Origin of the sequence: Colwellia sp. BRX8-9, from assembly GCF_014077245.1 — a bacterium.
Lineage (GTDB): Bacteria > Pseudomonadota > Gammaproteobacteria > Enterobacterales > Alteromonadaceae > Colwellia_A.
Map to the genome: position 1 here is coordinate 66,975 of NZ_JACGVN010000011.1, position 24,231 is coordinate 91,205.

General features: G+C 38.3%; 23 protein-coding genes. 14 read left to right on the forward strand and 9 right to left on the reverse strand.

Annotated elements, in window-relative coordinates; translation table 11 throughout:
- Positions 1-151 precede the first annotated feature (151 nt).
- Positions 152-697 carry an oligoribonuclease gene (gene orn, locus H4J70_RS11065; protein WP_182251123.1) on the reverse strand — a complete coding sequence of 182 codons (546 nt, stop codon included), beginning with the start codon at positions 695-697 and terminating at the stop codon, positions 152-154.
- Positions 698-1,021: 324 nt separating this feature from the next.
- Between orn and rsgA the strand changes: the two genes are divergently transcribed.
- The 4 genes from rsgA to H4J70_RS11085 all read left to right on the forward strand — a co-directional run bounded on the left by rsgA (position 1,022) and on the right by H4J70_RS11085 (position 5,833).
- Positions 1,022-2,059: a small ribosomal subunit biogenesis GTPase RsgA gene (gene rsgA, locus H4J70_RS11070; protein ID WP_182216054.1), complete on the forward strand. Its 1,038-nt coding sequence runs from the start codon at positions 1,022-1,024 to the stop codon at positions 2,057-2,059.
- Between the two features lie 68 nt (positions 2,060-2,127).
- Positions 2,128-2,961: an archaetidylserine decarboxylase gene (gene asd, locus H4J70_RS11075; RefSeq protein WP_182216110.1), complete on the forward strand. Its 834-nt coding sequence runs from the start codon at positions 2,128-2,130 to the stop codon at positions 2,959-2,961.
- A 437-nt stretch (positions 2,962-3,398) separates the two neighbouring features.
- Complete coding sequence (locus tag H4J70_RS11080; RefSeq protein ID WP_070375106.1) at positions 3,399-3,779, forward strand: BlaI/MecI/CopY family transcriptional regulator; 381 nt, start codon at positions 3,399-3,401, stop codon at positions 3,777-3,779.
- A 71-nt stretch (positions 3,780-3,850) separates the two neighbouring features.
- Complete coding sequence (locus H4J70_RS11085) at positions 3,851-5,833, forward strand: M56 family metallopeptidase (RefSeq protein WP_182251124.1); 1,983 nt, start codon at positions 3,851-3,853, stop codon at positions 5,831-5,833.
- 5 nt (positions 5,834-5,838) lie between these two features.
- Here H4J70_RS11085 and H4J70_RS11090 read toward each other — a convergent pair whose 3' ends face one another.
- Entirely contained in the window at positions 5,839-6,336 is a 498-nt protein-coding gene (locus H4J70_RS11090) for a Spy/CpxP family protein refolding chaperone (protein WP_182251125.1), read from the reverse strand.
- Positions 6,337-6,577: 241 nt separating this feature from the next.
- Here H4J70_RS11090 and H4J70_RS11095 point away from each other — a divergent pair, with 241 nt between their 5' ends.
- Genes H4J70_RS11095 through H4J70_RS11105 form a run of 3 tightly spaced genes read left to right on the forward strand, consistent with a single transcriptional unit; the run spans position 6,578 to position 9,795 of the window.
- The gene (locus H4J70_RS11095; RefSeq protein WP_182216048.1) at positions 6,578-7,291 is read left to right on the forward strand and encodes a response regulator transcription factor; all 714 of its coding nucleotides are present in this window, start codon (positions 6,578-6,580) and stop codon (positions 7,289-7,291) included.
- Positions 7,291-8,694: an ATP-binding protein gene (locus tag H4J70_RS11100; RefSeq protein ID WP_182216046.1), complete on the forward strand. Its 1,404-nt coding sequence runs from the start codon at positions 7,291-7,293 to the stop codon at positions 8,692-8,694. The genes H4J70_RS11095 and H4J70_RS11100 overlap by 1 nt, the downstream gene beginning before the upstream one ends.
- A gap of 60 nt (positions 8,695-8,754) precedes the next feature.
- Entirely contained in the window at positions 8,755-9,795 is a 1,041-nt protein-coding gene (locus tag H4J70_RS11105) for an alpha/beta fold hydrolase (protein WP_182251126.1), read from the forward strand.
- 8 nt (positions 9,796-9,803) lie between these two features.
- Here the strand turns inward: H4J70_RS11105 and H4J70_RS11110 are convergent, their stop codons facing one another.
- The gene (locus H4J70_RS11110) at positions 9,804-10,736 is read right to left on the reverse strand and encodes a cation diffusion facilitator family transporter (RefSeq protein ID WP_259368044.1); all 933 of its coding nucleotides are present in this window, start codon (positions 10,734-10,736) and stop codon (positions 9,804-9,806) included.
- A gap of 95 nt (positions 10,737-10,831) precedes the next feature.
- Here H4J70_RS11110 and trmL point away from each other — a divergent pair, with 95 nt between their 5' ends.
- The gene (trmL, locus tag H4J70_RS11115) at positions 10,832-11,296 is read left to right on the forward strand and encodes a tRNA (uridine(34)/cytosine(34)/5-carboxymethylaminomethyluridine(34)-2'-O)-methyltransferase TrmL (protein WP_070375112.1); all 465 of its coding nucleotides are present in this window, start codon (positions 10,832-10,834) and stop codon (positions 11,294-11,296) included.
- Positions 11,297-11,339: 43 nt separating this feature from the next.
- Here the strand turns inward: trmL and gpsA are convergent, their stop codons facing one another.
- The 4 genes from gpsA to H4J70_RS11135 are packed head-to-tail and all read right to left on the reverse strand — an operon-like array spanning position 11,340 to position 13,674.
- Positions 11,340-12,347 carry an NAD(P)H-dependent glycerol-3-phosphate dehydrogenase gene (gene gpsA, locus H4J70_RS11120; RefSeq protein ID WP_182216042.1) on the reverse strand — a complete coding sequence of 336 codons (1,008 nt, stop codon included), beginning with the start codon at positions 12,345-12,347 and terminating at the stop codon, positions 11,340-11,342.
- A gap of 55 nt (positions 12,348-12,402) precedes the next feature.
- Positions 12,403-12,921 (reverse strand): protein-export chaperone SecB, encoded by a 519-nt coding sequence (gene secB, locus H4J70_RS11125; RefSeq protein WP_182216040.1) that lies wholly within the window; start codon positions 12,919-12,921, stop codon positions 12,403-12,405.
- Between the two features lie 43 nt (positions 12,922-12,964).
- A complete protein-coding gene (gene grxC / locus H4J70_RS11130) occupies positions 12,965-13,219 on the reverse strand; it encodes a glutaredoxin 3 (protein ID WP_182251127.1) in 255 nt (84 codons plus the stop codon).
- Positions 13,220-13,245: 26 nt separating this feature from the next.
- Positions 13,246-13,674: a rhodanese-like domain-containing protein gene (locus H4J70_RS11135; RefSeq protein ID WP_182221512.1), complete on the reverse strand. Its 429-nt coding sequence runs from the start codon at positions 13,672-13,674 to the stop codon at positions 13,246-13,248.
- Between the two features lie 251 nt (positions 13,675-13,925).
- Between H4J70_RS11135 and gpmI the strand changes: the two genes are divergently transcribed.
- The 3 genes from gpmI (at position 13,926) to H4J70_RS11150 (ending at position 17,621) form a co-directional block, all read left to right on the forward strand.
- Positions 13,926-15,467, forward strand: a complete 1,542-nt coding sequence (gpmI, locus tag H4J70_RS11140; RefSeq protein ID WP_182230703.1) for a 2,3-bisphosphoglycerate-independent phosphoglycerate mutase — start codon at positions 13,926-13,928, stop codon at positions 15,465-15,467.
- Positions 15,468-15,495: 28 nt separating this feature from the next.
- On the forward strand, positions 15,496-16,647 hold the full coding sequence (locus H4J70_RS11145; protein WP_182230704.1) for a peptidoglycan DD-metalloendopeptidase family protein: 1,152 nt from the start codon (positions 15,496-15,498) through the stop codon (positions 16,645-16,647).
- Between the two features lie 209 nt (positions 16,648-16,856).
- On the forward strand, positions 16,857-17,621 hold the full coding sequence (locus H4J70_RS11150) for a divergent polysaccharide deacetylase family protein (protein WP_259364996.1): 765 nt from the start codon (positions 16,857-16,859) through the stop codon (positions 17,619-17,621).
- A gap of 3 nt (positions 17,622-17,624) precedes the next feature.
- Here the strand turns inward: H4J70_RS11150 and H4J70_RS11155 are convergent, their stop codons facing one another.
- Positions 17,625-18,404, reverse strand: coding sequence for a serine protease (locus H4J70_RS11155; protein ID WP_182251128.1), 780 nt, complete (start codon positions 18,402-18,404; stop codon positions 17,625-17,627).
- Positions 18,405-18,556: 152 nt separating this feature from the next.
- Between H4J70_RS11155 and H4J70_RS11160 the strand changes: the two genes are divergently transcribed.
- Both H4J70_RS11160 and H4J70_RS11165 read left to right on the forward strand, forming a co-directional pair.
- A complete protein-coding gene (locus H4J70_RS11160; protein ID WP_182230706.1) occupies positions 18,557-19,381 on the forward strand; it encodes a patatin-like phospholipase family protein in 825 nt (274 codons plus the stop codon).
- Positions 19,382-19,493: 112 nt separating this feature from the next.
- Entirely contained in the window at positions 19,494-20,300 is an 807-nt protein-coding gene (locus tag H4J70_RS11165; protein ID WP_182251129.1) for a PEP-CTERM/exosortase system-associated acyltransferase, read from the forward strand.
- 113 nt (positions 20,301-20,413) lie between these two features.
- Here the strand turns inward: H4J70_RS11165 and prsT are convergent, their stop codons facing one another.
- Positions 20,414-23,161 (reverse strand): XrtA/PEP-CTERM system TPR-repeat protein PrsT, encoded by a 2,748-nt coding sequence (gene prsT / locus H4J70_RS11170; RefSeq protein WP_182251130.1) that lies wholly within the window; start codon positions 23,159-23,161, stop codon positions 20,414-20,416.
- Between the two features lie 176 nt (positions 23,162-23,337).
- Between prsT and H4J70_RS11175 the strand changes: the two genes are divergently transcribed.
- The gene (locus H4J70_RS11175) at positions 23,338-24,213 is read left to right on the forward strand and encodes a dienelactone hydrolase family protein (protein ID WP_182251131.1); all 876 of its coding nucleotides are present in this window, start codon (positions 23,338-23,340) and stop codon (positions 24,211-24,213) included.
- The last annotated feature ends 18 nt before the right edge of the window (positions 24,214-24,231 follow it).

A 24,231-nucleotide genomic window follows, 5' to 3' on the forward strand; every position in this document is an offset into this window, starting at 1 on the left:
AAGTTTTTTTACCCCGTGGCAAACTTATAGTGAGTGTCCAGATAAAAGCGCGTGGCAAACTTATAGTGAGTGTCCAGTTAAAAACGCGCAGATAAAAGCGTGCATAAAAAAAGCGCCCTAAGCGCTTTGATTTATACATTATTGCTGAGCGTTATAGTTTAAAGAAGTGTTCTTGATAAACTTTCATTTCAGCAATTGACTCTAAAATATCATCAAGCGCTAAATGAGCGCCCGTTTTCACCACTTTATCTAACACTTCAGGTTTCCAGCGACGCGCTAATTCTTTAACCGTGCTAACGTCTATATTCCGGTAATGAAAGTAATCTTCAAAATCAGGCATATATTTATTAATAAAGCGTCTGTCCTGCCCAATGCTATTACCACACATCGGTGATTTACCTTTTGGCACATATTGTTCAACAAACTTAATCGTCGCCTCGGTAGCATCGACTAGCGTACTAACACTTTCACGACAACGTGTAGTTAAGCCTGATTGACCATGGTGTTCGATACACCACTGACTCATATTGTCTAACACCTCATCACTTTGGTGAATAGCAAAAACAGGTCCTTCAGCTAAAATATTTAACTGACTGTCAGTCACTATGCTGGCAATCTCTAAAATCACATCTGTATTGGGTTCTAGGCCTGTCATTTCTAAATCTAACCAAATTAAATTTGTCTCGTTACCTGTCATGCCGCTTCCTTAAAATGCCAACTGTTTTACTGATACCAATACCATTAAATTATCACCCACTTGTGCCCCCTAAAGTACGCCAAGGCTAAGTTGCTCTTAATCGCAATAGCTCACGATTATTCAATCAAGCGCCTTATCTTCATTTGTTTTCTTCGCCACAGCAAGGTAACAAACTAAGTGAGACTGATATTACTATTACAAGTATATTAGATGAATGGTGATTTAGTCAGTATAATACGTGACAATGAACTGTGATTAAAACTTTTTGTCGCATTACCCTTTTAAAAGACGAGTGAAACTCCATAATTATCATGATAAAACTCCATGTCTAAGCTAAAAAAACTGACTAAAGGTCAGACAAGGCGCATTAAAGATAATCAAGCTAAAAAACTGCGTAATAAACCAGAGCAAGTGCAATGGCAAGATACTGAGTTGGGAGAGCCTGAAAACGGGACTATTCTCAGTCGCTTTGGCCAGCATGCCGATGTAGAAGCAGAAAATGGTGATTGCATACGTTGTAATATACGCCGCGGCGTTAAATCTTTGGTCTGTGGTGATAAAGTTTTATGGCGCAGAGGCAAAGAAACACAACACAGTATTTCAGGAGTCATTGAAGCGGTTCATGAGCGAACGTCAGTATTAAGTCGTCCAGATGTTTATGACGGCGTAAAACCCATAGCGGCAAATATCACACAAATATTAATTGTCTCTTCGGTGTTACCTGCCTTTAACCCTGATATTATCGACCGGTATTTAGTGGCTGCAGAGCAAACAGGTATCACACCCGTTATCTTACTCAATAAAACTGATTTACTTGATAAAGCCAGTAAAGCTGAAATTGAGCAACATCTCGATATTTATCGTGAGATTGGTTATCAGGTAATTTATGTCAGTAATGAATCTCAACACGGTATAGAAGAGCTTAAGAAACAACTTAGCGAACATACCAGTATCTTTGTAGGTCAATCTGGCGTGGGTAAGTCAACACTTACTAACACCTTGATGCCTGAACTGGGTTTAATGACAAAAATAGTTTCTGAGAACTCTGGTCTAGGTCAACACACAACAACAGTTGCTCGCTTATACCATTTTGAACAAGGTGGTGATTTAATTGATTCACCCGGTATTCGAGAGTTTGGCTTATGGCATTTAACGCCAGCAGAAGTTTATGGTGGCTTTATTGAATTTGAAGATTACTTGGGTGGTTGCCGATTTAGAGATTGTAAACACCAAAATGATCCTGGTTGTGCATTAATAGCCGCCGGTGAAGAAATGAAAATACATCCAAAACGTTTAGCGAGCTTTCAACGAATTTTAGCCAGTTTAGGCGATAATAAATTAACCTCTCGTTTTAACGACTAAATTAATATTAATAATATAAAGGAAATTCAGTGCTTTTAAATAAATTAAAAATCACCCTTCAATACATTATGCCTAAACATTTGATTTCGCGTTTAGCTGGAAAATTTGCCGCTGCAGAATGTGGCCGAGTAACCACGAAAGCCATTGAAGCATTTATCAAGCATTACGGCATTAATATGTCAGAAGCAAAGCTTAAGAATGCCGAAGACTTTACCACCTTCAACGATTTTTTTACCCGCGAACTTGAAGATGGTGCGCGCCCTATTGATAACAATGAAACAACCCTCTGCTATCCCGTTGACGGTGCTATTAGTCAGCAAGGCGATATTGAAGACGGACGTTTAATACAAGCAAAAGGTTTTGATTATTCATTGGAAACCTTGCTGGGTGGTTCATATAACACCGCAAAGCCTTTTCAAGGCGGAAAGTTTTCTTGTATTTATTTAGCACCAAAAGATTATCATCGTATTCATATGCCGATGGCAGCAACATTACGCGAAATGATCTTTGTACCCGGTGATTTATTTTCTGTTAACCCATTAACCGCTAATAACGTGCCTAACTTATTTTCTCGTAACGAACGTGTTGTCGCTATCTTTGATACAAAATCAGGACCTTTAGCTATGGTCCTTGTTGGCGCAACCATAGTTGCCAGTATAGAAACAACTTGGGCAGGTACGATTACTTCACCTAGAGCCAAAGGAATTTTCAGAGAAAGTTACCCGGCTGACGGCGCTGATGCGATCACTTTTGAAAAAGGTGATGAAATGGGACGTTTTAAACTTGGCTCTACGGTAGTGTCAACGTTTGGTCCTGGCATGATCGAGTTTGATGTTGATGCTCATCCAGGTACAGTGACCCGTTTAGGTGAACTCTACGCCAATATTGTTAACGCTGATTAACCATAAAGTCCTTGTTCATTAAAGAGTCAGTAGTGAATTTCCTGAAATACGCTATTGGCTTTTTGCTAGATTTTGGTAAATGTTATGGAGCTTGACGTTCAGTACGACCAGCAATCAGGGCAATAAGTCTTTCTCGATTATCGATAAGTTCACTGCCCCCTGTAATCACGGCGCTCAGCCAAACACCATCGAAAATCACCGGTCAACATTTAATTAATATCACACGAAAAATCGCTACCATTTTTACTAACTACCTCGCTCGTACTACATTAAACCTTGAGCAAATCAAAAATAAATTCAATTTAAAAACCTTTGTTATCATAGTGATATTTTAAAACAAAGCCACTAACAACAAAAGGTGTTGCTCATTTTATCAACACAAGATACGATTGCATTCGTATATAACTTATAATTATTCATAGTATTAAGGATTTTAGATGGCTCGAGATAATACAAATATCAAGCCTACAGAAGCAGAGTTAACTTTGCTTAATGTTCTCTGGAAAGTTGGTCCAGCAACAGTTCGTCAGGTACATGATGTTGTCAGTAAAACGCAAAAGACAGGTTACACCACTGTTTTGAAGATTTTACAAATTATGCATGAAAAAACCTTGGTCATTCGAGACGAAAGTAATCGTGCCCATGTCTATGCACCATCAAATAGTGAAACCTTTACACAATCTTCATTATTAAAAGACCTAGCTTCAAAGGCTTTTGGTGGCTCAACGTCAAAATTAGTGATGCGAGCTTTAGATGAATCAACCAGTAAAGAAGAAATTGCCGACATTCGTCAATTACTTAATGAGCTAGAAAAGTAAAAACTGCTACACTTGTTATAGTACAATCTAAAAAGTGCTATAACATGGAAGGATAATGTCAGATTAATTTAATGAGTAGTCCATTTTTATACAATTTATCGTTAACCCTTATCCATTTTCTTTGGCAAGGGATTTTCGTTGCGCTTGCGCTAAAGTTGGCATTAACCTTTACTTCTTATAAAAAACCACAATGGCGTTATGCGATGGCGTCATTGGCTATGGTAGCTAATTTATTACTGCCTTTTTTCACTTTCTATATTATCTCTCAAGCTGACTTTCCACAATTTGGCCCTTTATTAAATAACAGCATCTTGCTGGGCGATATCATAAATAATGACGCCCAAAATACTGCTGTTTGGTACTCCAATGCGGTTGAATTCTTACCCTATTTATCATTAACATGGGTAACAATAAGCTTTGCCTTAGCGCTAAAGCTGTTCATCGAATTATATAATGTTAATCAACTACCCAAAATAGGCACCTCGCCGGCAAATGCTGAACTTGAAGCCAGATTTCAGCACTTAGTTGAACAAGTAAAATTAACCTGTTCACCTCGACTTTTAATCTCGCTTAAAAATGATGTGCCTATGGCAATAGGTTGGTTAAAGCCGATAGTACTTGTTCCCGTTACTATGTTGACAGGTTTAACACCCGCACAACTTGATATGTTGATATTGCACGAACTGGCACATATTCGTCGACATGACTATCTAGTTAACTTCATTCAGACCTTGGTAGAAATCTTTTTATTCTTCCACCCCGCTGTGCGTTGGGTGTCAAAGCAAATGCGTAATGAGCGTGAATATTGTAGTGATGATATTGCTGTGCAGCATTGTGGTAACCCTGTTGCTTATGCGCACACTCTGGCAGATACCGCTTCAATATGTGACAGCCACCGTCATCATTCTATTCCCGCTATGGCAATGGCGGCATCGGGTGGTGATTTAAAGCAACGCGTTCTGCGTTTAGTTGACCACGACCAACACTGCTCAACAACCACTCACTCAGGAAAATGGTTAGCGTCTATCGTCATTATTTTCTCAATTATTGCTGTGGGCAGTAAAAAATACATCCAAATTCCTAGCTTAGATATAGGCACTGATACCATTCCTTTATACCGCAGCGCCGATGATGACTTCAAAACATACACAGATAGTGGCGATGAAATAGCGTTACCTTCTTTGGCGCAGCAATTATTACACCGAGGCAATGAAAGTAATGCCTTAGAAAACAAACTACCCGCAAAGATGATAGCGCCATTTTTTCCTAAAAAGACCAATAAAAATCCAGTAAATGCTGAGCTCGTAGTCGCACAAGCTTACTTTGAGAACAACGACAGTACTAAAAACACGGGTAATGCCAACAATCCCCAAGAAAAGAATACTGTCGATACCTTAGCGACAGTCGTAAACAATAAATTAGTCGGGCTTAAAAAGGCTAAATCTGAACCTTTAAGTAATTTTACTGAATCTTTGGCTGTTCAAAAAAATCAAGCTGAACAGCCTAGTACTCAAGTAAAGGTAAACAAATCTTTAGCTCAATTGGCATTAAGTCAAACGGTTACTATGGGTAAATCGCCAGCAGAATTAGCCTTTGAGCGCACTGACTCAACCAAAAAAGCTTCATTATTAAAAAACCCATACGCTGCACAAATAGCTGATTTGACTAAGCAGCCATTAGCCATAAATTCGCACTTAGCGCTACCAACAACTCGTCGTTCACAGATGATAGAGCAAGTACTTTCCTCGACAAGTGAATCGACAACTAACTACATGCCAGAACACGCACCCGCGCAATTACTGACATCAACATACCCAAAATACCCTGCCAATGCTAAGCGAAAAGGTATTGAAACAGATGTAGAAGTTACATTCACCATAGATAAAAATGGCTATGTACGTGATATTCAATACGATGGTGAAGGCAGAGTCAGTTATTTTCGTAATACCATTCGTTCATCATTAGAAAAATGGCGTTTCACCCCGGCAAGTTATAATGACCAACCGGTAGAAAGCACCATGTCTAAAATATTTTCTTTCAGTATTGCTAGATAATAAGATTACTCAGCAAGATGCTTTCTTCTCCCATGATGCTTTTGATGTGAATGCATTTTTTCTTTTTGTGCCTCCGTTAATATCATCATAAAACTGTGTTCTTTCTTTGCTTTAATTAAGGCTTTTTGTGCAATAATATCTTGGTATTGACTTTGTAAATCAACAAAAGCTTGTTCATTAAAGTGCTCTTCCATCAGTAACGCTTTACGTTGTTGATGAAAACCTTGCATGCTCTCTTTCAATACTAAACCACTTGTTTTTGCCGTTTTATTTATCACCTTTGCCTGCTCACGTTGTTCATCAGTAAGCGCTAGATACTTCGCCATTCTTTTAAAGTCACTTTTCATGCCACGCTTTGATTTGTGCTGATGGTTACCGGTATGCTTGGCATCATGACGGTCATTGTTAACGCCATCGCCGTTATTAATGGCCAACGCTGCGGTACTTGCTAAGGATAAGGTTAATACTGCACTTGCTAATAAAACTGATAGTTTACTTTTCATAAGATTTACCTCTGGGTTAAATTGATAATAATATCGAATAAGTTAATCAATCAATTACTGAGCGAGCCCGGTGAATCGATTCATTCATCTAAGTGAGGTAACTATAAACCTTGCAACGCAAAGAAACGCAAGGCAGTGTAAAGTTTTTGTAAAGGCAACAACAAAGTCAGTTTTCTAATAACAGTTAAGTTAATATTAAGATACGCCAAATACCGACACTAACAAAAGATAACAAAACCTCATGAGCAAACAGAAAATATTAATCATCGATGACGACAAAGAACTCACTGAGTTATTAACTGAGTATCTCTCGTATGAAGGATTTGAATTAGAAGCCTGTCATGATGGTGTTAGTGGTCTGGCACGTGCTTATGATGAAAAATTCTCACTGATATTACTTGATGTTATGATGCCAAAACTAAATGGCTTTGAAGTATTAAAAGCCTTAGGTGGCCAGCATAAAACGCCAATTTTAATGTTAACAGCTAAAGGTGATAACGACGACAGAATATTAGGCTTAGAGCTAGGCGCCGATGACTATTTAGCGAAACCTTTTCAGCATCGTGAATTACTGGCACGCATTAAAGCTATTTTACGACGTATTAAAATAGTTAAGTCCAATGAAAGTACTATCAGCCATCAGCAAATTAATGAGGTCAGGCTTGAACATAGCACTCGTCAGGCTTTTTGCCATCAACAGTTAGTTGAATTAACCGGTACCGAATTTCAAATATTGGCTTTGCTGATGAATAATGCCAGTCAAATCGTCAGTAAAAATGAAATATCAGAACAAATTTTGAAACGTAAACTGAGTGCTTTTGATCGCAGTATCGACATGCACATCAGTAATATTCGTCGTAAGTTACTCGAGTTTTCTGCAAGTGATAAATTAAAAACCATTCGCGGCGCGGGTTATATCTTCCTCACAGGAGAGAGCACGGGGATAAATGACTAATGCTCAATAAAATTAGACAGTCATTTTCATCGATTGGCTTTAAGATATTTTTATGGTTTTGGCTGTTCGCCTTAAGCTCTATTATAGCAACACGATTTATCTCAGCGCAGTTAGCACAGAACAGTATTGTTTTGCCTGCGCACCATGGTGACCTCAAAAAATTGAACCGTATCGCTAAACATATTGAAAGGAATAATACTTCAGCCGATGGACTTTTGCGATATCGAGGAAAATCACCTAATGAAGCTATTATTATCAGAAATATTGATAGTGGTCAGCTCACCACCGATAGTAGCCGTTTTTTAAAAGACTTGGTTAGCTACCTAGAAAAAAATCGCTTTTCAGCCATCACCTCGATTCAATTTCCGAGATCTCGTATTACCGGCCCTAAAAATATCATTTTAGATAATCAACCCGTCGAACTATATTTAGCCATTAAAGGTCAGTCTCGACATTTTGATTCCTTTATTATGCAACTGCCCAATTGGTTGAAACTTGCCATCCCCATTGCGGTCAGTGCTCTATTAGCCTGGTTATTAGCACGAACATTAATTAAGCCAATATTGGCAATACGACGTGCGGCAACCGATATTGGTAACGGTCAGCTTGATGCCCGTATCGAACATGCCAATAAAAGAAAAGACGAACTGGGTTCACTTGCCACCAGCTTTAATACTATGGCCGACAAGTTATCATTAAATCTAACCGCTAATCAGCGTTTATTAGCCGATGTTTCCCATGAGCTTCGTTCGCCGATGACTCGCTTACAACTTGCGGTTGGCCTAGCTCAGCAAGCGATTAACAAACCCGAGCTGCAAAAAAAGCATCTCGCGCGCTGTGAACTAGAAGTTAGCCGTTTAAATGAAATGATAAGCGATGTGCTTTCTCTTTCTCGATTAGAAAACACCTTTCAAAAAATTAATTTGCAAACCGTTCATCTTGATGAATTATTAGCCGATATCTGTCAAGACTGCCAGTACCTTGCTGACGAAAAACATATCTTAATTACTATGAAGCACTTTTTCTCTTTGGATCTACCCGGAGATCAAAATTTATTAAGCAGTGCTTTTAGTAATGTCATTATTAATGCCATTAAATATAGCCCAAAGCACAGTGAAGTGGTCATTTCTATGGCGAGTGTTATTCTCAATCAACAAGACAGTATCAAGATTATCATTAGCGATAGCGGTAATGGCGTTCCTCAAGGTACCATCGAAAAACTTTTTCAGCCTTTTTATCGTGTCGATGAAGCCCGAGATAGAAACACGGGTGGCACCGGCTTAGGCTTAGCGATAGCGCAGCAAGCAGTATTAGCACATAATGGTGAAATTAGTGCTAAAAACAACGACTCTGGTGGCTTATCTGTAACCATTACTTTGCCAATAAGCACAACACTGACATAAAACTGATGAGCATAAGTGAGTTATCACCGCTAATGTCATGCGACCTTAGGATTAAACAACATGGCTTTAGCGAAAATCAATAGTAATGACTATGGCAAAGAAAGTGAGCTTAGTGCTCGCTTATCAACTGAAATAAAACAGTTTTGGCAACAAGGTTATTTTTCATCTTTTAGTGGCGTCGATAAAATAAGAATAAATTACGCAACCTTTACTGACTCCAAAAACCAAGAAAACCTTGTATTGGTTACCGGACGGTCTGAAAGCTATCTAAAGTATCAAGAGCTCGCCTTTGACTTATATCAGCAAGGTTATAATATATTTATCGTCGACCACCGTGGTCAAGGTTTGTCACAACGTTTGTTGAATGATAGCCAAAAAGGCTATGTAAAAAAATTTGATGACTACGCCGAAGATCTTAAAAAATTTATTGATGAGGTTGTTATAGAAAGTGCCACAAATAATGCCAGTAAAACGCCCGCTAAAAAACCCCATTTATTAGCACATTCGATGGGGGGAGCCATTGCTGTGCGCATGATGCAGTTATACCCACTGTCAGCAAAATCTGCGGTGTTAACCTCGCCAATGATTGCAGTTAACTACGGCAATATCGCTAACTGGCTTGCCAAAGGGATTATTTATTTAGGTGATTTTTTTAACGTTTGCTTAGCTGCTGAAGCTAATTATTTTATTGGACAAACGGCCTTTAACGACACACCTTTTGCTGAAAATGAGCTTAGTCAATCGACTGTTCGCTACCAAGTTTTTGTGGAACTTTATCAGAAAAATAAAGAAATAAAATTGGGCGGCGTCACCACTCATTGGCTCAAAGAAGCCATTATCGCTAAGAAAAATATTTTTGCAGATTTAGCTAAATTGACTACACCTATCTTAGTCATGCAGGCAGGTAACGACACGATCGTTTGTAATAAAGCGCAAAACACTTTCTGCCAGCAATTGCACCAATACCACCAACAGTCTTGCCCTGAAGGCAAACCTTTCACTGTCGACAATGCGCGGCACGAGCTTATGTTTGAGCAAGACCAGTACCGCAGCCCCGCCTTAAAAAAAGCACTGCAGTGGTTTGATACACATTCAACTTAATGTTATTTCTATTGCGGTTCTTGGTCTACATTAACCGTTTTAATGGCTACCACTGAAGTGGGATCATGATGAATAAACACTTCGCAAGGCGAGAATTTCGCTTCAATTTCTTTTTCTATCGCTTCACCAATATCGTGAGCTTCCAGTAAAGACAGTCGGTCATCGAGCTCTAAATGAAATTGAATAAAGCGCTGCGGGCCTGATTGTCGGGTTCTCAAGTCATGAACACCTAAGGTCGAATCATGAGCAATGACAATAGCGGTAATTTCAGTCTGCTCTTCTTCACTCAGTTCATGATCCATTAAGTTGTGCACACTTAAGTAAATAATTTTTAAAGCGCCACTCAATAGCAACACTCCAACAAGACAAGTAAAGATGCCATCTGCATATAGAGAGTAGCCACTGCTTAAAATCAACGCCGCTAATACGCCAAGGTTTAATAATAAATCTGACTGGTAATGCAAGGCATCGGCACTAATGGCAACAGAACGGGTTTTGGCAATCACAAAACGTTGCAACACCACTAATAACAGTGTCATCACGATAGCTATAATCGTCACCACTATGCCTATTTCTGTTTTAACAACCAGTTTGGGGTGAATAATTCGGTCAAAGCCATGAAAGATCAATAACAAGGCAGAACCGGTCACAAAAGCGGCTTGTACTAAACCCGCTAAACTCTCGGCTTTACCGTGACCAAATTTGTGTTTTTCATCGGCGGGTGCCAAAGCATAATGAAGAATAACCACATTCATCAACGAAGCAAATAAATCCAACATCGAATCGGTGGCTGAAGCCAGCATTGAGCTAGCATCTGTTACCACCCAAGCATATAGTTTCAAAAGAAAAAGTAATAAGGCCGTTCCAGTAGCAGCGAAAGCAGCTACTCTTACCCAAAAACTGTAATCATTTTTTTTTGATAAAGCTTCACTCATAGTCATTACTTTTCCATGCTTGCTACTTAAGCGCTAATTTGTACAATATAGTAATTCGTTTGGTATAATACCTTATCATCTTCGAATTTAAGTACATTTTTATGTTAGACGTCGTTTTGTTTCAGCCACAAATTCCACCGAACACCGGTAATATTATCCGCCTCTGTGCGAATACAGGCTTTAGGTTACACCTTATTGAACCCTTTGGCTTTGACCTAGACGATAAAAAGCTTCGCCGAGCAGGTTTAGATTACCATGAGTTTGCAGCCATTAAGCGCCATAAAGATTACCAAGCTTTTATCGAAAGTGAACAACCTGAGCGAGTTTTAGCGGTAACCACTAAAACAACCAATTACTATGGTGATATTGCCTTTAAACCTGGGGACTATTTACTTTTTGGCTCAGAGACCAGTGGTTTGCCAGAAGAAGTAAGACAGCAAATACCCGATGAAGATAAAATTCGTATCCCCATGCTAAAAGACAGCCGGAGTATGAATTTATCGAATGCCACCGCAGTGCTTATTTTTGAAGCTTGGCGACAAATGGGCTTTGAAGGCTCAGTTTAAATTTACAATAGTAAAGATAAACGGAGCCAAACAAAGTGTAAAATTATTCGACAGTACGGTCGCGGGACAGTAAATCAGCAGCGGCTAGCTTTGCTGATTTGCCGCAATAAAGTACCTGATAGACTTGCTCGACTATCGGCATTTCTACACCCATACGTTGTGCTAACATATAAACTTCTTTGGTATTACGATAACCTTCAACAACTTGGCCAATATCAGCCATCGCTTTTTCAACATCAACGCCGCTGCCAAGTGCTAAGCCAAATCGACGGTTGCGTGATTGATTATCAGTACAAGTTAAGACTAAATCACCTAATCCAGCCATCCCCATAAAAGTACTTGCCTCGGCATTAAGTGCACAGCCTAAACGTGTCATTTCAACTAAACCACGGGTAATTAACGCAGTACGAGCATTGGCACCAAAGCCAATACCGTCGGCGATGCCAGCACCGATAGCGATAACATTTTTAACCGCACCACCAAGTTGTACACCAATAAAGTCTTTATTTGCGTAAACCCGAAAGGTTTTGCCACAATGTAATAGATCAGAAATTTCAGTGACAAAATCATCATCAGTTGACGATAATGAAATAGCCGTTGGTAAGCCAGCCGCCATCTCTTTTGCAAAGGTTGGCCCAGAAAGCACGGCCAATGAAATATCATCCCCCAGAATATCACGGGCAACATCTTGCAGTAATCGACCAGTTTTATGATCTAAACCTTTAGTCGCCCAAGCTATTTTAGCCTTTGGTAATAAGTAAGGTTTAATTTGGCTGAGCATTTCACCGAAGGCATGACTCGGTACAACCACTAAAATGTTTTCACTCGCTTGAACAGCACTTTCAAGATCGTTAGTCGTTGTTAGTGAGGGTGGAAACTCACTACCCGGTAAATATTTCTCATTTGAGTGAGACGCTTGCATTTGCGCAATATGTTGAGGATCTCGTCCCCATAATACGGTTTTGTGACCATTTCGAGCGAGACAAATAGCAAGGGCAGAGCCATAAGACCCTGCCCCCAAAACCGTGATTTTTGCCGTTAATTTCGACATATCATCACTTCCATTTTATTGTTACTACTAGCCGATTTTGAAGAAAAACCGTTAATTAGTGAGTTTCACTGCTCGCAGGCATCTGTTCAGTTTGTGCTTGTGCGGCACGTTGTTGAACATATGAAGCAAATAGTGCTTCAAAGTTTACTGGTGCTAAATTAATTTGTGGGAATGAACCACGACTCACTAAATTCGCCACTGACTCACGTGCATACGGAAATAATGTTGTTGGGCAGAATGCACCAATAGTATGAGCAAGTTGTGCTTCAGGTAAATTACCAATAGAAAAGATACCAGCTTGTTGGACTTCAGCTAAAAAGGCCGTTTGCCCTTCAACAGTCGCGGTAACGGTTACTGAAAGAACAACTTCATAAGTATCTTCAGCCAATTTATTTGATTTAGTATCTAAATCTAATTGAATTTCAGGCTTCCAATCTTTTTGGAAAATAGCAGGAGAATTTGGCGTTTCAAAAGAGATATCTTTTGTATAAATACGTTGAATAGCAAATTGTGGTGCGGCTTGTTCAGTAGCGGCTTCTGGCGCATCAGCGTTATTGGTGTTCTCATCAGACATAGTTTTTTCCTATTGTATTTATTATTTTATATAATGATGACTTTTAATCTCTTGCTAAAAGTTCATCTAATTTATTAGCGGCGTGAAGTGCGAATAGTTCATCGCAGCCCCCGACATAATGATCACCAATAAAGATTTGTGGCACGGTTACACCGCCACTACGCTTGATCATGGCATTGCGCAATTCTGCATTATTGTCGATTTTAATTTCATTAAAGCTTACTTGTTTCTCTTCGAGTAAAGCTTTTGCTCGCATACAGTAAAAACAAGTTACTTTAGTATAAATATCAACTGTCATATCAAACCTTTATTAGTTATTAGCTATTATTTTTTAACCAGTGGTAAACCGGCATTAACCCAAGAATTCATACCACCCTTTAACAAACTTACTTTAGTAAAGCCTGCTTTAAGTAATTGATTAGCAACCGGGGTAGCAGTAATTCCTGCGGTACACACAACTATGATGGGTTTATCTTTATAGTTTTCAAGGGTAGCAAAATCATTATTTGATACTTTCTCTTTCACTAAATTTTTCGAATCTATGATACGACTCGCTTTAAATTCTTTTTCGGTACGAATATCAACTACTACACCTTCTTCACGGTTTACTAAAAAAGTAAGTTCCTGTGTAGATATTTGCTTAATAGGAGACATTTGAATACGAATAGTCGTCACAATAATAAGAACGACAATAACTGCCCAAGCAGCGCTTAGTGCTGGATGATTACCAGCAAAAATAATTAATTGATCCATAAAAATAATAAATATTGGTTGAATAAAAAGTTGACGATAGTATACAGAATTACCAAGCAAACCCAAAAAGAACTTTACGTGATAAGCGATTAAATCAATGAAAAGGTTTTTTTTGTTGATACAACCGACCGATAACGAATAAAAGCACACAATTCATTTGAAATGTTTTGTCTAATACCACACAAGCAATTCTTGATTTGCCTTGGTATACTGGTGAATAATTAGCTAATTTCACCGTTATGGAAACTAAAATGCCAAATAAAAAACCTACCGTATTACTGATTTTAGATGGTTGGGGATACCGAGAATCTACAGAATCTAATGCTATTTTTCATGCAAGAACGCCGGTACTCGACGATTTAAATGCTCGCTATCCACATATGTTAATTGGCACCTCAGGCATGGCAGTAGGTTTACCTGACGGACAAATGGGCAACTCAGAAGTGGGCCACGTTAATTTAGGCGCTGGTCGTATTGTTTATCAAGACTTCACTCGTATTACCAAATCGATAAAAGATAAAGAATTTAACAGCAACAAAGCACTTAATGATGCGGTTGACCAAGCCGTTAAAAATGATAAAGCCGTACATATTTTTGGCTTATTATCACCAGGTGGCGTTCATAGCCATGAAGATCATATTTTTTCAATGCTCGAACTCGCTAAAGAAAAAGGTGCCCGTAAAATTTACTTACACGCTTTTCTAGACGGCCGCGATACACCACCACGTAGCGCAGAAGCGTCATTGATTAAAGCACAAGAAAAATTCCAACAGCTAGGCTGTGGCCAGATAGCTTCGGTAATTGGTCGTTATTATGCCATGGACCGTGACCAACGTTGGGATCGTGTCGAATTAGCTTACAACTTAATGGTTAGTGGTGAAGCGCAGTATAAATATTCAAGCGCAACTGAGGCATTAGCCGCCGCTTATGCCCGTGATGAAAATGACGAGTTTGTTGCCGCTTCAGCGATTGTAGACGAGAACAACCAAGCCATAGAAATTGATGATGGTGACTCCTTAATTTTTATGAATTTTAGAGCCGACCGTGCCCGTCAATTTACCCGCTGCTTCACTGAACAAGACTTTTCTGGCTTTAAGCGTAAGAAGTGCCCTGCTATTGCTGACTTTGTCATGCTCACTGAATATGCCGGTGACATAAAAGCCAATATCGCTTTTCCTAAAGTAGCACTTGAGAACGTACTGGGTGAATGGTTAGAGAAAAATAACAAAACGCAATTACGTATTTCAGAAACAGAAAAATATGCGCACGTTACCTTCTTCTTCAGCGGTGGTAAAGAAAGTGAATTTGTTGGCGAACAGCGTATTTTAGTCCCTTCGCCACAAGTTGCCACTTACGATTTACAACCAGAAATGAATTCAGCGTTACTCACTGATAAATTAGTCGCCGCCATTGAAAGCGGTGAACACGACTTTATCGTTTGTAATTATCCAAATGGTGATATGGTGGGTCATACTGGAAAGTTTGATGCTGCCGTAGCCGCTTGTGAAGCGGTTGATAGCAGTATTGGTCGTGTTGTTGCCGCCTTAGAAAAAGCAGGAGGTGAGTGTTTAATTACCGCTGACCATGGCAATGCTGAACAAATGGTTGATAACAATTCAGGGCAAGCACACACCGCGCATACCTGTGAACCTGTGCCGCTAATTTATATTGGCCGACCCGCTCAACCAGCAGAAAATGGCGCATTGAGCGATATTGCGCCAACAATATTACAGCTGATGGATATAGAGCAACCCAAGCAAATGACCGGTCATTCGTTAATGAAGTTTATTTAAGAAAATTATTATTAAAATGAAATTTACCGTGAAAAAAATATCTTTATTTGCATCAATACTCAGCCTTAGCTGCGTATTGATGTCGGTGAACGCCACTGCACAGTCGTCGGATAATGGTGATACAACCAATAAAACCAATCAAGCATTGTCGAAAGTTCAGCAGCAAATAGTTGAGCAAGAAAAATCGATTAAACAAACGAGTAATAAACGCTCATCTTTAGAAAATCAATTAAGAAATGACGATATTTCAATCGCTAAAATAGTAAAGGCGATGATTAAAACCCAAGATGATTTTCAAGATACTCAGCAAACATTAAAAGAACTCGCGCAAGAAAAAATAACCTTAACGCACAAGAAACAACAGCAAGAAAAAGTGTTAGCCCAACAATTAAGAGCCGCCTATACATCGGGACATCACGACTATATTAAATTATTACTTAACCAACAAAGCCCTGCTAGCGTAGAACGTACCGTTACTTATTATAAATATTTGAACGATGCTCGCATCAAAGAAATTGACCAATTTCAGATTGTCTTAAGTGATTTGCTCGCCGTAACAACACAACACCAAGAGCAAGCTAAAAAGTTAAACCTTATAAAACAACAACAAGCCGAACAAAAAATCGTATTTCAAAACACTAAGCAAGAACGAAAAAACACCATTCGCGCATTAAATAAAGAGCTGCTTGGTAGCAAACAGCTGTTAGCTCAATTAGTGGCAGAAGAACAAAATTTAGTGGTGGCATTACAACGAATCGCAGCATTAGCACAGCAAAGTGCAGAGTTAGTTGGCCTAAAAAAATTGAAAAGAAAACTTTCTTGGCCGGTTAAAGGCAAAATTAGCCACAGTTTTGGCTCTCGTAAACAAGGTTACTTAAAATGGAAAGGTATTTTGTTAGCCGCTCCTGTTGGTAAACAAGTTAAAGCCATTCATAACGGTACGGTATTGTTTTCAGATTGGTTAAAAGGTTATGGTTTAGTCACAGTGTTAGATCATGGCGCCGGCTATATGAGCCTATATGGCTATAACCAAGCGTTATTAAAGTCAGTAGGAGACCGAGTAGAAACAGGTGAACCGATAGCACTTGTTGGACAAAGTGGTGGGCAGAGTCAATCTGGATTATATTTCGAAATACGCAGCGATGGCCAAGCAGTAAACCCTAAAGCTTGGTTTAAATAAAGTAAAAATATAGCGCCTACTGAGTCTTATTTTTTCTGCTAATAAAAACAGTCAATCCGCTGTAATTATTTCGAAATACCCAGCGATGGTCAAGCAGTTAACCCTAAAGCTTGGTTTAAATGAAGATAAAAAGTTAACTTCTCCTCGATTTTAACTTTTTCTACTGATAATCTCGGTCAATAATGATGTTTTCCAAATTAAGAGTTCTTTTGCCTTTATTCCCACAACTAATTATTTTATTGACGTTACTAAGTATAACGCCTTTAGCAACCGCTAAAAACGCACAAGTTGCCATTATTATTGACGATATTGGTTACCGAAAAAGTGATGCTGCCGTGCTAACCTTACCCGGCGCAATAACCTTCGCTATTCTCCCCCATACGCCTTATGGTAAAAGGCTGGCTTTAGAAGGCTATCATAAAAATAACGAAATTATTTTGCATATCCCAATGGAAGCAGAAAATGGTAAAAAGCTAGGACCTGGCGCACTAACCGTTAAAATGAATGAAGAGTCAATCCGCCATCAGTTAGCACTTGCTTTCGCTGAGATACCTTTTGCTATTGGCATCAACAACCACATGGGGAGTAAACTAACTAAACTTTATAATCCAATGATGTGGACCATGCGCTTTTTAAAAGAGCGAGATTTAATTTTTGTCGACAGTGTTACTACCAACAAAACCAAAGCAGAACATATCGCCCTTCAGGTAGGTGTTCCAACAACCCACCGACAAATATTTTTAGATAACGAATTAACCACTGACTATATTGATCAGCAATTTATGCAGCTTATAGAGCACGCCCAGCAATATAAATCAGTGGTGGCTATTGCGCACCCTCACCCTGAAACGATCGCAGCACTCAATCGTTTAATACCGTTACTCGCAGCCCTTGATATTGACTTAGTGCCCGTTTCATCCTTAATAGACTCACCCAAAATCCTGCAAGACCTGACTGTCATAACTGAAGACTAAAAATTACTGATTAGAACCAAGATAATCAATGTTATCTTTTTTTAGTAAGGCTAATAAATATTTAACCGGAATCGCGTATGTTATGCCACTAGGATTAGTAATAACCGCTTCCTTTGACTCCTGCACAAAAACCTTATTAATAATACCAATCACTTCTCCTGAATCAACATCATATAAAGCACTGCCACTATTGCCAGGGTAAGCGGTAGCATCAAGTTGATAAACTAAATAAGGATTACGTAACATCTTCAACATTTTAATACTTATTTGCTGAGCATTATCCACCGGGATTATCGTTGGTGTAATACTGGCAATAATACCGCGGTGGGTCACAGGGTATAGGCCTAAAACAGCGCCAATAGGAAAGCCTGTAAATGCAACATAGCTACCCTCTCGACTAAATTCTTTATTTGCAAGTTGCATCGCGGGCAGTGGCGCGCCATGGATTTTTAGTACGGCGATATCGTGCAACTGCGAACTAGCAACAATATCAGCGGTTCGCACTTTCGCCGCTTTCCCAGAGCCAGTAAACACCGCCATCTGTTGAAGAATATTTGCATCAAGTTCTTTGGGTAAAACGTGAAAGTTGGTGACCACATAGCGGCCATTACCGATAACAAAGCCACTGCCGTTCAAACTATTTTGCTGGCGACCCGATGGTGTATGAACACCAATACCCACTACTGACGGTTTTATTTTTTCAACGGTATCTGCTAAATCGGCCAGTACTGAGCTGGTATAAAAAACTATATAAACACTTAATATTATTTTCAAATAACGCATCTTAAACCCTCCATTCATTATAAATTTTATTTATCGTCAATAAGTTTACTGCGTTTTACTCGCAAAAACAGCTATGATTACTCATAATTAAAATAATCATAACAATATGTTATATCCCTGTAGGTAGCTATTTCTTAAGGTCGTTTAACAATATGACAAAAAAAACAGTCGTTCCTATCTTCGCAGGTGGCGGCACAAGACTGCCTGCACACGTTGGCATCTTACATGCGCTACAAGCTTATGACATCGACTTCAATCACTTAGTAGGAGTTTCGGGTGGCAGTATTGTTAGCAGCTTATTTGCAGCTGGCTTAAGCCCTGCTGAAATTAAAGATATCGCGTTAAATACTAATTATAACAAGTTCCGAGAATTTTCATTATTAAAATTAATTCGCAACGGCGGCTTAAGTTCAGGTGACCGTTTTGAACAATGGATGGATGGCCTACTCAGTGGAAAAACATTTGCCGAGCTTGATTATAACTTACATATTGTTGCCACAGATGTCGCTAAAGGTACCCCCGTTATTTTCAACAAAGAGCTCACCCCTGATGTAAAAGTATCGCTGGCGGTAAGATTCTCGATGTCTATTCCCTTAATATTTAGTTTCAAGACTTTTGGCGAACATGTCATGGTTGACGGCAGTATTTTATCTGAAGACGCCCTCCATCGAGACTGGGCAAAAGATGGAACACCGGTACTATGTTTTCGCCTTAAGGGTGAGCATGAAAATAATGAAGTTAATATAAAAGGTTTTTTCCCAATTTATAAGTACGTAACCCTGCTTATTCGTACCTTTATGACCACAATCTCGCGCGAATATATTAATGAAGCCTTCTGGCACAATACTGTAGTAGTTAATATTGGCAATTACTCTGCCGTTGACTTTTCCATGACAACAGAACAAAAACAAAGCTTATTTGATATTGGCTTTAAAACAGCAGAGGAAGTATTACCGATAAAACTGGGAAAAAAATAAAAATTTTAACAGTTAATAGTAATATTTCTCCGGTATTAGGTTATATTAATAGTATGTCTCGTGACGCAATGACTTCTATCACGAAATAACATGAAGACAAATGGATGAGAAAATGAGTCTAAGCAAATTAATATTAAATTCCCCTATCATTGGCGATGTCGCAAAAAAAGTGGCGTCGTTTAAGGTCAATCATGATGCCGGAAATATTGCTGAGCATTTTACCAAGTTTCTCAAGCCACAATACGCTTCTACTGACAGCCTACGCAACGAAGTATTTAAAATTCGTCACAATGTTTACTGTGAAGAATTAGCCTTCGAAAATCAAAAAGATAATGGTATGGAAATGGATGATTTTGATTCTCACTCTATTTTTGCTTTAATTCAGCACAAACCAACCAATAATTACACCAGTTGCGTACGTATAGTTCGCTCAAGCAATGAAGATGAATTGTTACCGATTGAAAAGTTTTGTTATGACGCGATTCAAAACAAAGACTACGATCCTAAAAGATTCAAACGTGAAGAAATTGGTGAGATTTCTCGCTTGGCCGTAAAAGCTGACTTCAGACGTCGTAAATCAGATCGTTTTAAGGGTTCTGCCATTGGTGCCATTAGTGAAAGTTCATATTCTGAATCAGAACTGCGCTGCTTCCCATTTATTGCGATTGGTTTATATATGGTTGCTGGCACTTTAGCTATCGATACAGGTATAAAACATGCCTATGTAATGATGGAGCCACGTTTAGCCCGTAGTATGAAGTTTGTTGGCATTAAATTTGTACAAATTGGTGAGCCCATTGAATATCATGGCTTACGCGCTCCTTATTATATTAATGCTGAAATATTTTTAGAAAACCTAACAAGTGGCTTTAAGAGCTTGTATAAAGAAATACAAAAAGATATCCGTAGCCAGTTTTAATTAACTATGTCGAATATTCACTGTTCATAATATCATCAGAGAAAATACTGATAAAAGTAGCGAAAATAAAATGTACGTCTTTTCTTTTCGCTACTAATACAACAAACCTTCAACTATTCAGACAATTTCCTTTTTTTCTCTATTTGCTCCGCTGATACCACCGTTATTTCGCTCAATATACGTTGGGCTTCTACTCTATTATTATTTGCTAATAACGTTTCTACATAGTTTAAAGCAATATCAGTATCTTTCCCTTTAGACAAGTCATAAGCTTCTTTTGCTTTTGCTAATGCTTCGACTTTATTATCTAACTTTAATAAGACCTGAGCGTAAGTATCAACGACATTCGGTATTGTCGAATTAATAGCATAGGCTTGTTTCGAATATTTCAGGGCCTGTGAATGTTTTTTGTCTTCCATATACAGCCATGATAAATTATTCAATGCCACAATGTTTTTTGGGCTAGCTTTAATAAGTCGTTCATATTCAATAATAGCTTTGTCTTTATGTTCAGCTAAATACATATTTGCTAAACTCAGGCTAACGCGAGGATCAATTTTATTTTCTATGTTTTCCTTATCAGAAAACTGCTCTAACAGCTCAATAGCTTGCGATTTTTGATTATTTCCTTCCAAAGCAAAAGCTAAAAACGTCGCATTATTACTAGTAGGCCTGGCCTTATACTGCTGCTCAAGTTTAGGTATTGCATCAATAAAATTTCTTTCCAGTAAGAAAATCCTACCTTCTATTCCTGCTTTTAAATCTTCATTAACATCAAATTTTTCTAATGATTTAAACAAATCTTTCGCATCCGCTATTCCACCACTATCTAATAAAACCTGCATTTTCACCAAATTAATCATTAGATTGTTAGGATGCTTTTTAGAGGCTTCATCTAATACACCCAATGCTCTGTCAGGAAATTTTTTGCTCGTCCAATAATTTGCTAATAAAAAGGCAGGTTCAATATGATAAGGATTATTCTTAAACCACTTATCTAAAATTGAATAGACATCTTTAGCATCTGGCTGTTTAGCATTAGCCATAAGTACTAACTGCCAATAACGTTTTGGGGTTCTTCCACTTAATTGATAACCATTCAATATCGTACTAGCTTGCCTAAATTGATCTAACTGTATAAGAGCTTCGGCTAATAGCATTCCATGTTTAACATTATCGGCATTACTTTTTTGAGCCTGAGCAATCACCTCTAAGCCTTCTTCATTTTTATGAAACTCAAAGTATAGGCGAAGTACTTCAATATTATTCGGATGTGCTTTAAGTGCCTGCTCTGTCAATAACGTAGCTTGTTTGGTATCTTTTTGATAAGCAGCCAACTTTACAATTTCAGTTAATGCGTACACATTATTAGGCTCTAATGCTAAGCTTTTCTCTAATGCCGCTTTTCCTTCCTCAAATTTATTATTTTTGAATAAGATTCTCGCTTGTAGATTATGTCCCCCTGCTTTATTTGGGTATAACTCCAACCACTTGTCTGCAATTTTAGTAGCTCTAGCCAAGTTTCCAGACTGAATTGAAGCAAAGGCCAGTGCAAGCTCTGCTGAAATCAATTCAGGGTCTTGCTGTAAAGCTAATTCTAATTTTTCAATGCCAGAAGGATCGTTCATCATTAGTTTTAAAATACCGGCTCTTGCAACTTCTTCAGCCGTCATATCCTCTGCACTAGAGGCATAATTAGCCATTTCTTGTGCTTTTTCGTAAGCGCCTACTTCTAATAACCCATAACTTAATGTAGATAAAAACTGTGCGTTTTCTTTATTCTTTGAGTCGTAACCATTTAGTGTTTCGCTAATATCATCAATCAAACCTAACTGTAATTGACTTAACGCAAGCATTCTTTTGACCGGATGCTCTGCGGGTAAATATGAGATCAAATCTTTCAGATGAAGATGGCTTTGCTCATAGTTTTGCAAATAAAAAGCACTTGCCCCGGCAACTAATTTCAAACTAAAAGAATTAAACCCTGAACTTAATGATTGATTAGCAAGAACGTTTGCCGTTTTGTAATCTTTATTTTCAAAACGCGCCATCGCCTTAATATATTGTAAAAAAGGTTGAGTCGGAATTCTTGCTAAAATAACATCGGCAATGGCTTCAGCCTCATCATATTGGCCATTTTTGATGAGTGAATCAGCGATAAAAAATTGCACTTTACCTGAGTTAGGTTGTAATATTTGATATTGCTTAAAGCTATCAACAGCTAAAGCATAGTTATTTTCAACCGTCGCAATCTGACCTTGTAACATAAGAGCATCAGCATTGTTTGGCGTTGTCGTTAAAATTTGCTTCACAAGTGAACTTGCATGATCAATATTTTCTGTTGAGAAGGCTAAATAGGCATTCGCTAACTGGCTGTAGCCATCTGATCCAAATAGAGAAAGAGCTTCATCAACTATTGCCTGGGCAAGCTCATTTTTTCCAGATCTCAATGATGCTAAAGTTTTATAGGCGAGGTATTGAGTATTTGGCATTGATAAAGACTTTTCGTGTATTTCAAGCGCTAAAACATCGTCATCAGATTCTGTCAATATATAGGCACGAGCGAGTAAAGGGAGAACTTTATCAAAGTCATATTTTAACTTATTAGCACGTTCTAACTCCTTCACCGCGTTTTCGGCATCACCATCGTTTAAATATAACCTGCCTAGTAAGAATCGCGCATGTGCATTTTCACCATCAATTTTAAGGGCATTTTTTAATGAAATAATTGCCGCGTTGTTTTGCTTTTCTAAAATTGAGCTCTCTGCTTTGGTAATATAGGTTTGTGCCGACTCATTGTCAGAACATGCAGATAAAACCATAACAACACTTATACATATTATCGACTTTAAAAATTTCATTAAACTTCCTGTATCTTTTTGCTGGATTAAATACTTACATATGATACTAAAGCATTAAGACATCTTTTTATATGAAATATAAATAATCACACTTACGTATAAATATATATGACAAATGCTTTTATCGTGTGTATTGTTATTTGATAAAAAAACTCTCTAAATAAAAGGAATTTATTATGTTTAAAATATTAGGCTTTATTGTATCTGTACTCTTATGTTCACTTCCCGTTTCTGCAAAAATTAAAATTGAGAAACACCAGCTTCCAATCATTAATTACGTAAGTATTCCCGTTCAAACACTTGAAAATAGCTGGCTAGTATCAGCAAAATTAAGAATTCCACGAACAGATAACGCATCAAAGATGCCTGCAGTAGTCATTATGCATAGCTCAAGTGGTATAGATAGTACAGGTGATTTTTACGCAAAATCTCTTAATAACAATGGGATCGTAACCATTGAACTTGATCTTTGGGGCGCTCGCAACTTGGCCGGAGGAACCGACAGACCAGCCAGTCCACAAGAAACCTTACCCGATGCTATTGCTGCATTACATTATTTAGCGTCAAGATCCGACATAGACTCATCTAAAATAGGTATTATTGGGTTTTCTTGGGGTGGAGTTTTATCTATGCTCACCGCTACTGAACAATATATGGGTATGACGGGTAGCTCTCTTAGATATGCTGCCCATGTTGCGCATTACCCTGTTTGTTGGGTATACAATAATGTTCCTGGTTTTGAATTTGAAAAACTCACCGGTGCACCGGTATTGATTCAAACCGGGCAATATGACGATTACGACTTACCTGACACCTGTTCAAACATGGTGAATAATTTGCCTGATATAGATAAAGAGTTAACTGGCCTTAATGTATATAAAAAAGCTTACCACGCATGGGACAGACTTGAACCGACATTAATCGTTGAAGATCCTTTTGCACATTTAGGACAAGGCGGCACAGTTACCTTAAAGCCGAATAAGAAACTTGCAGTTAAATCTCGTCACAAGGCTGTAAAGTTTTTCAAGAAAGCTTTTGATCTTAATGAGTAATAATATTTAAAAATATCA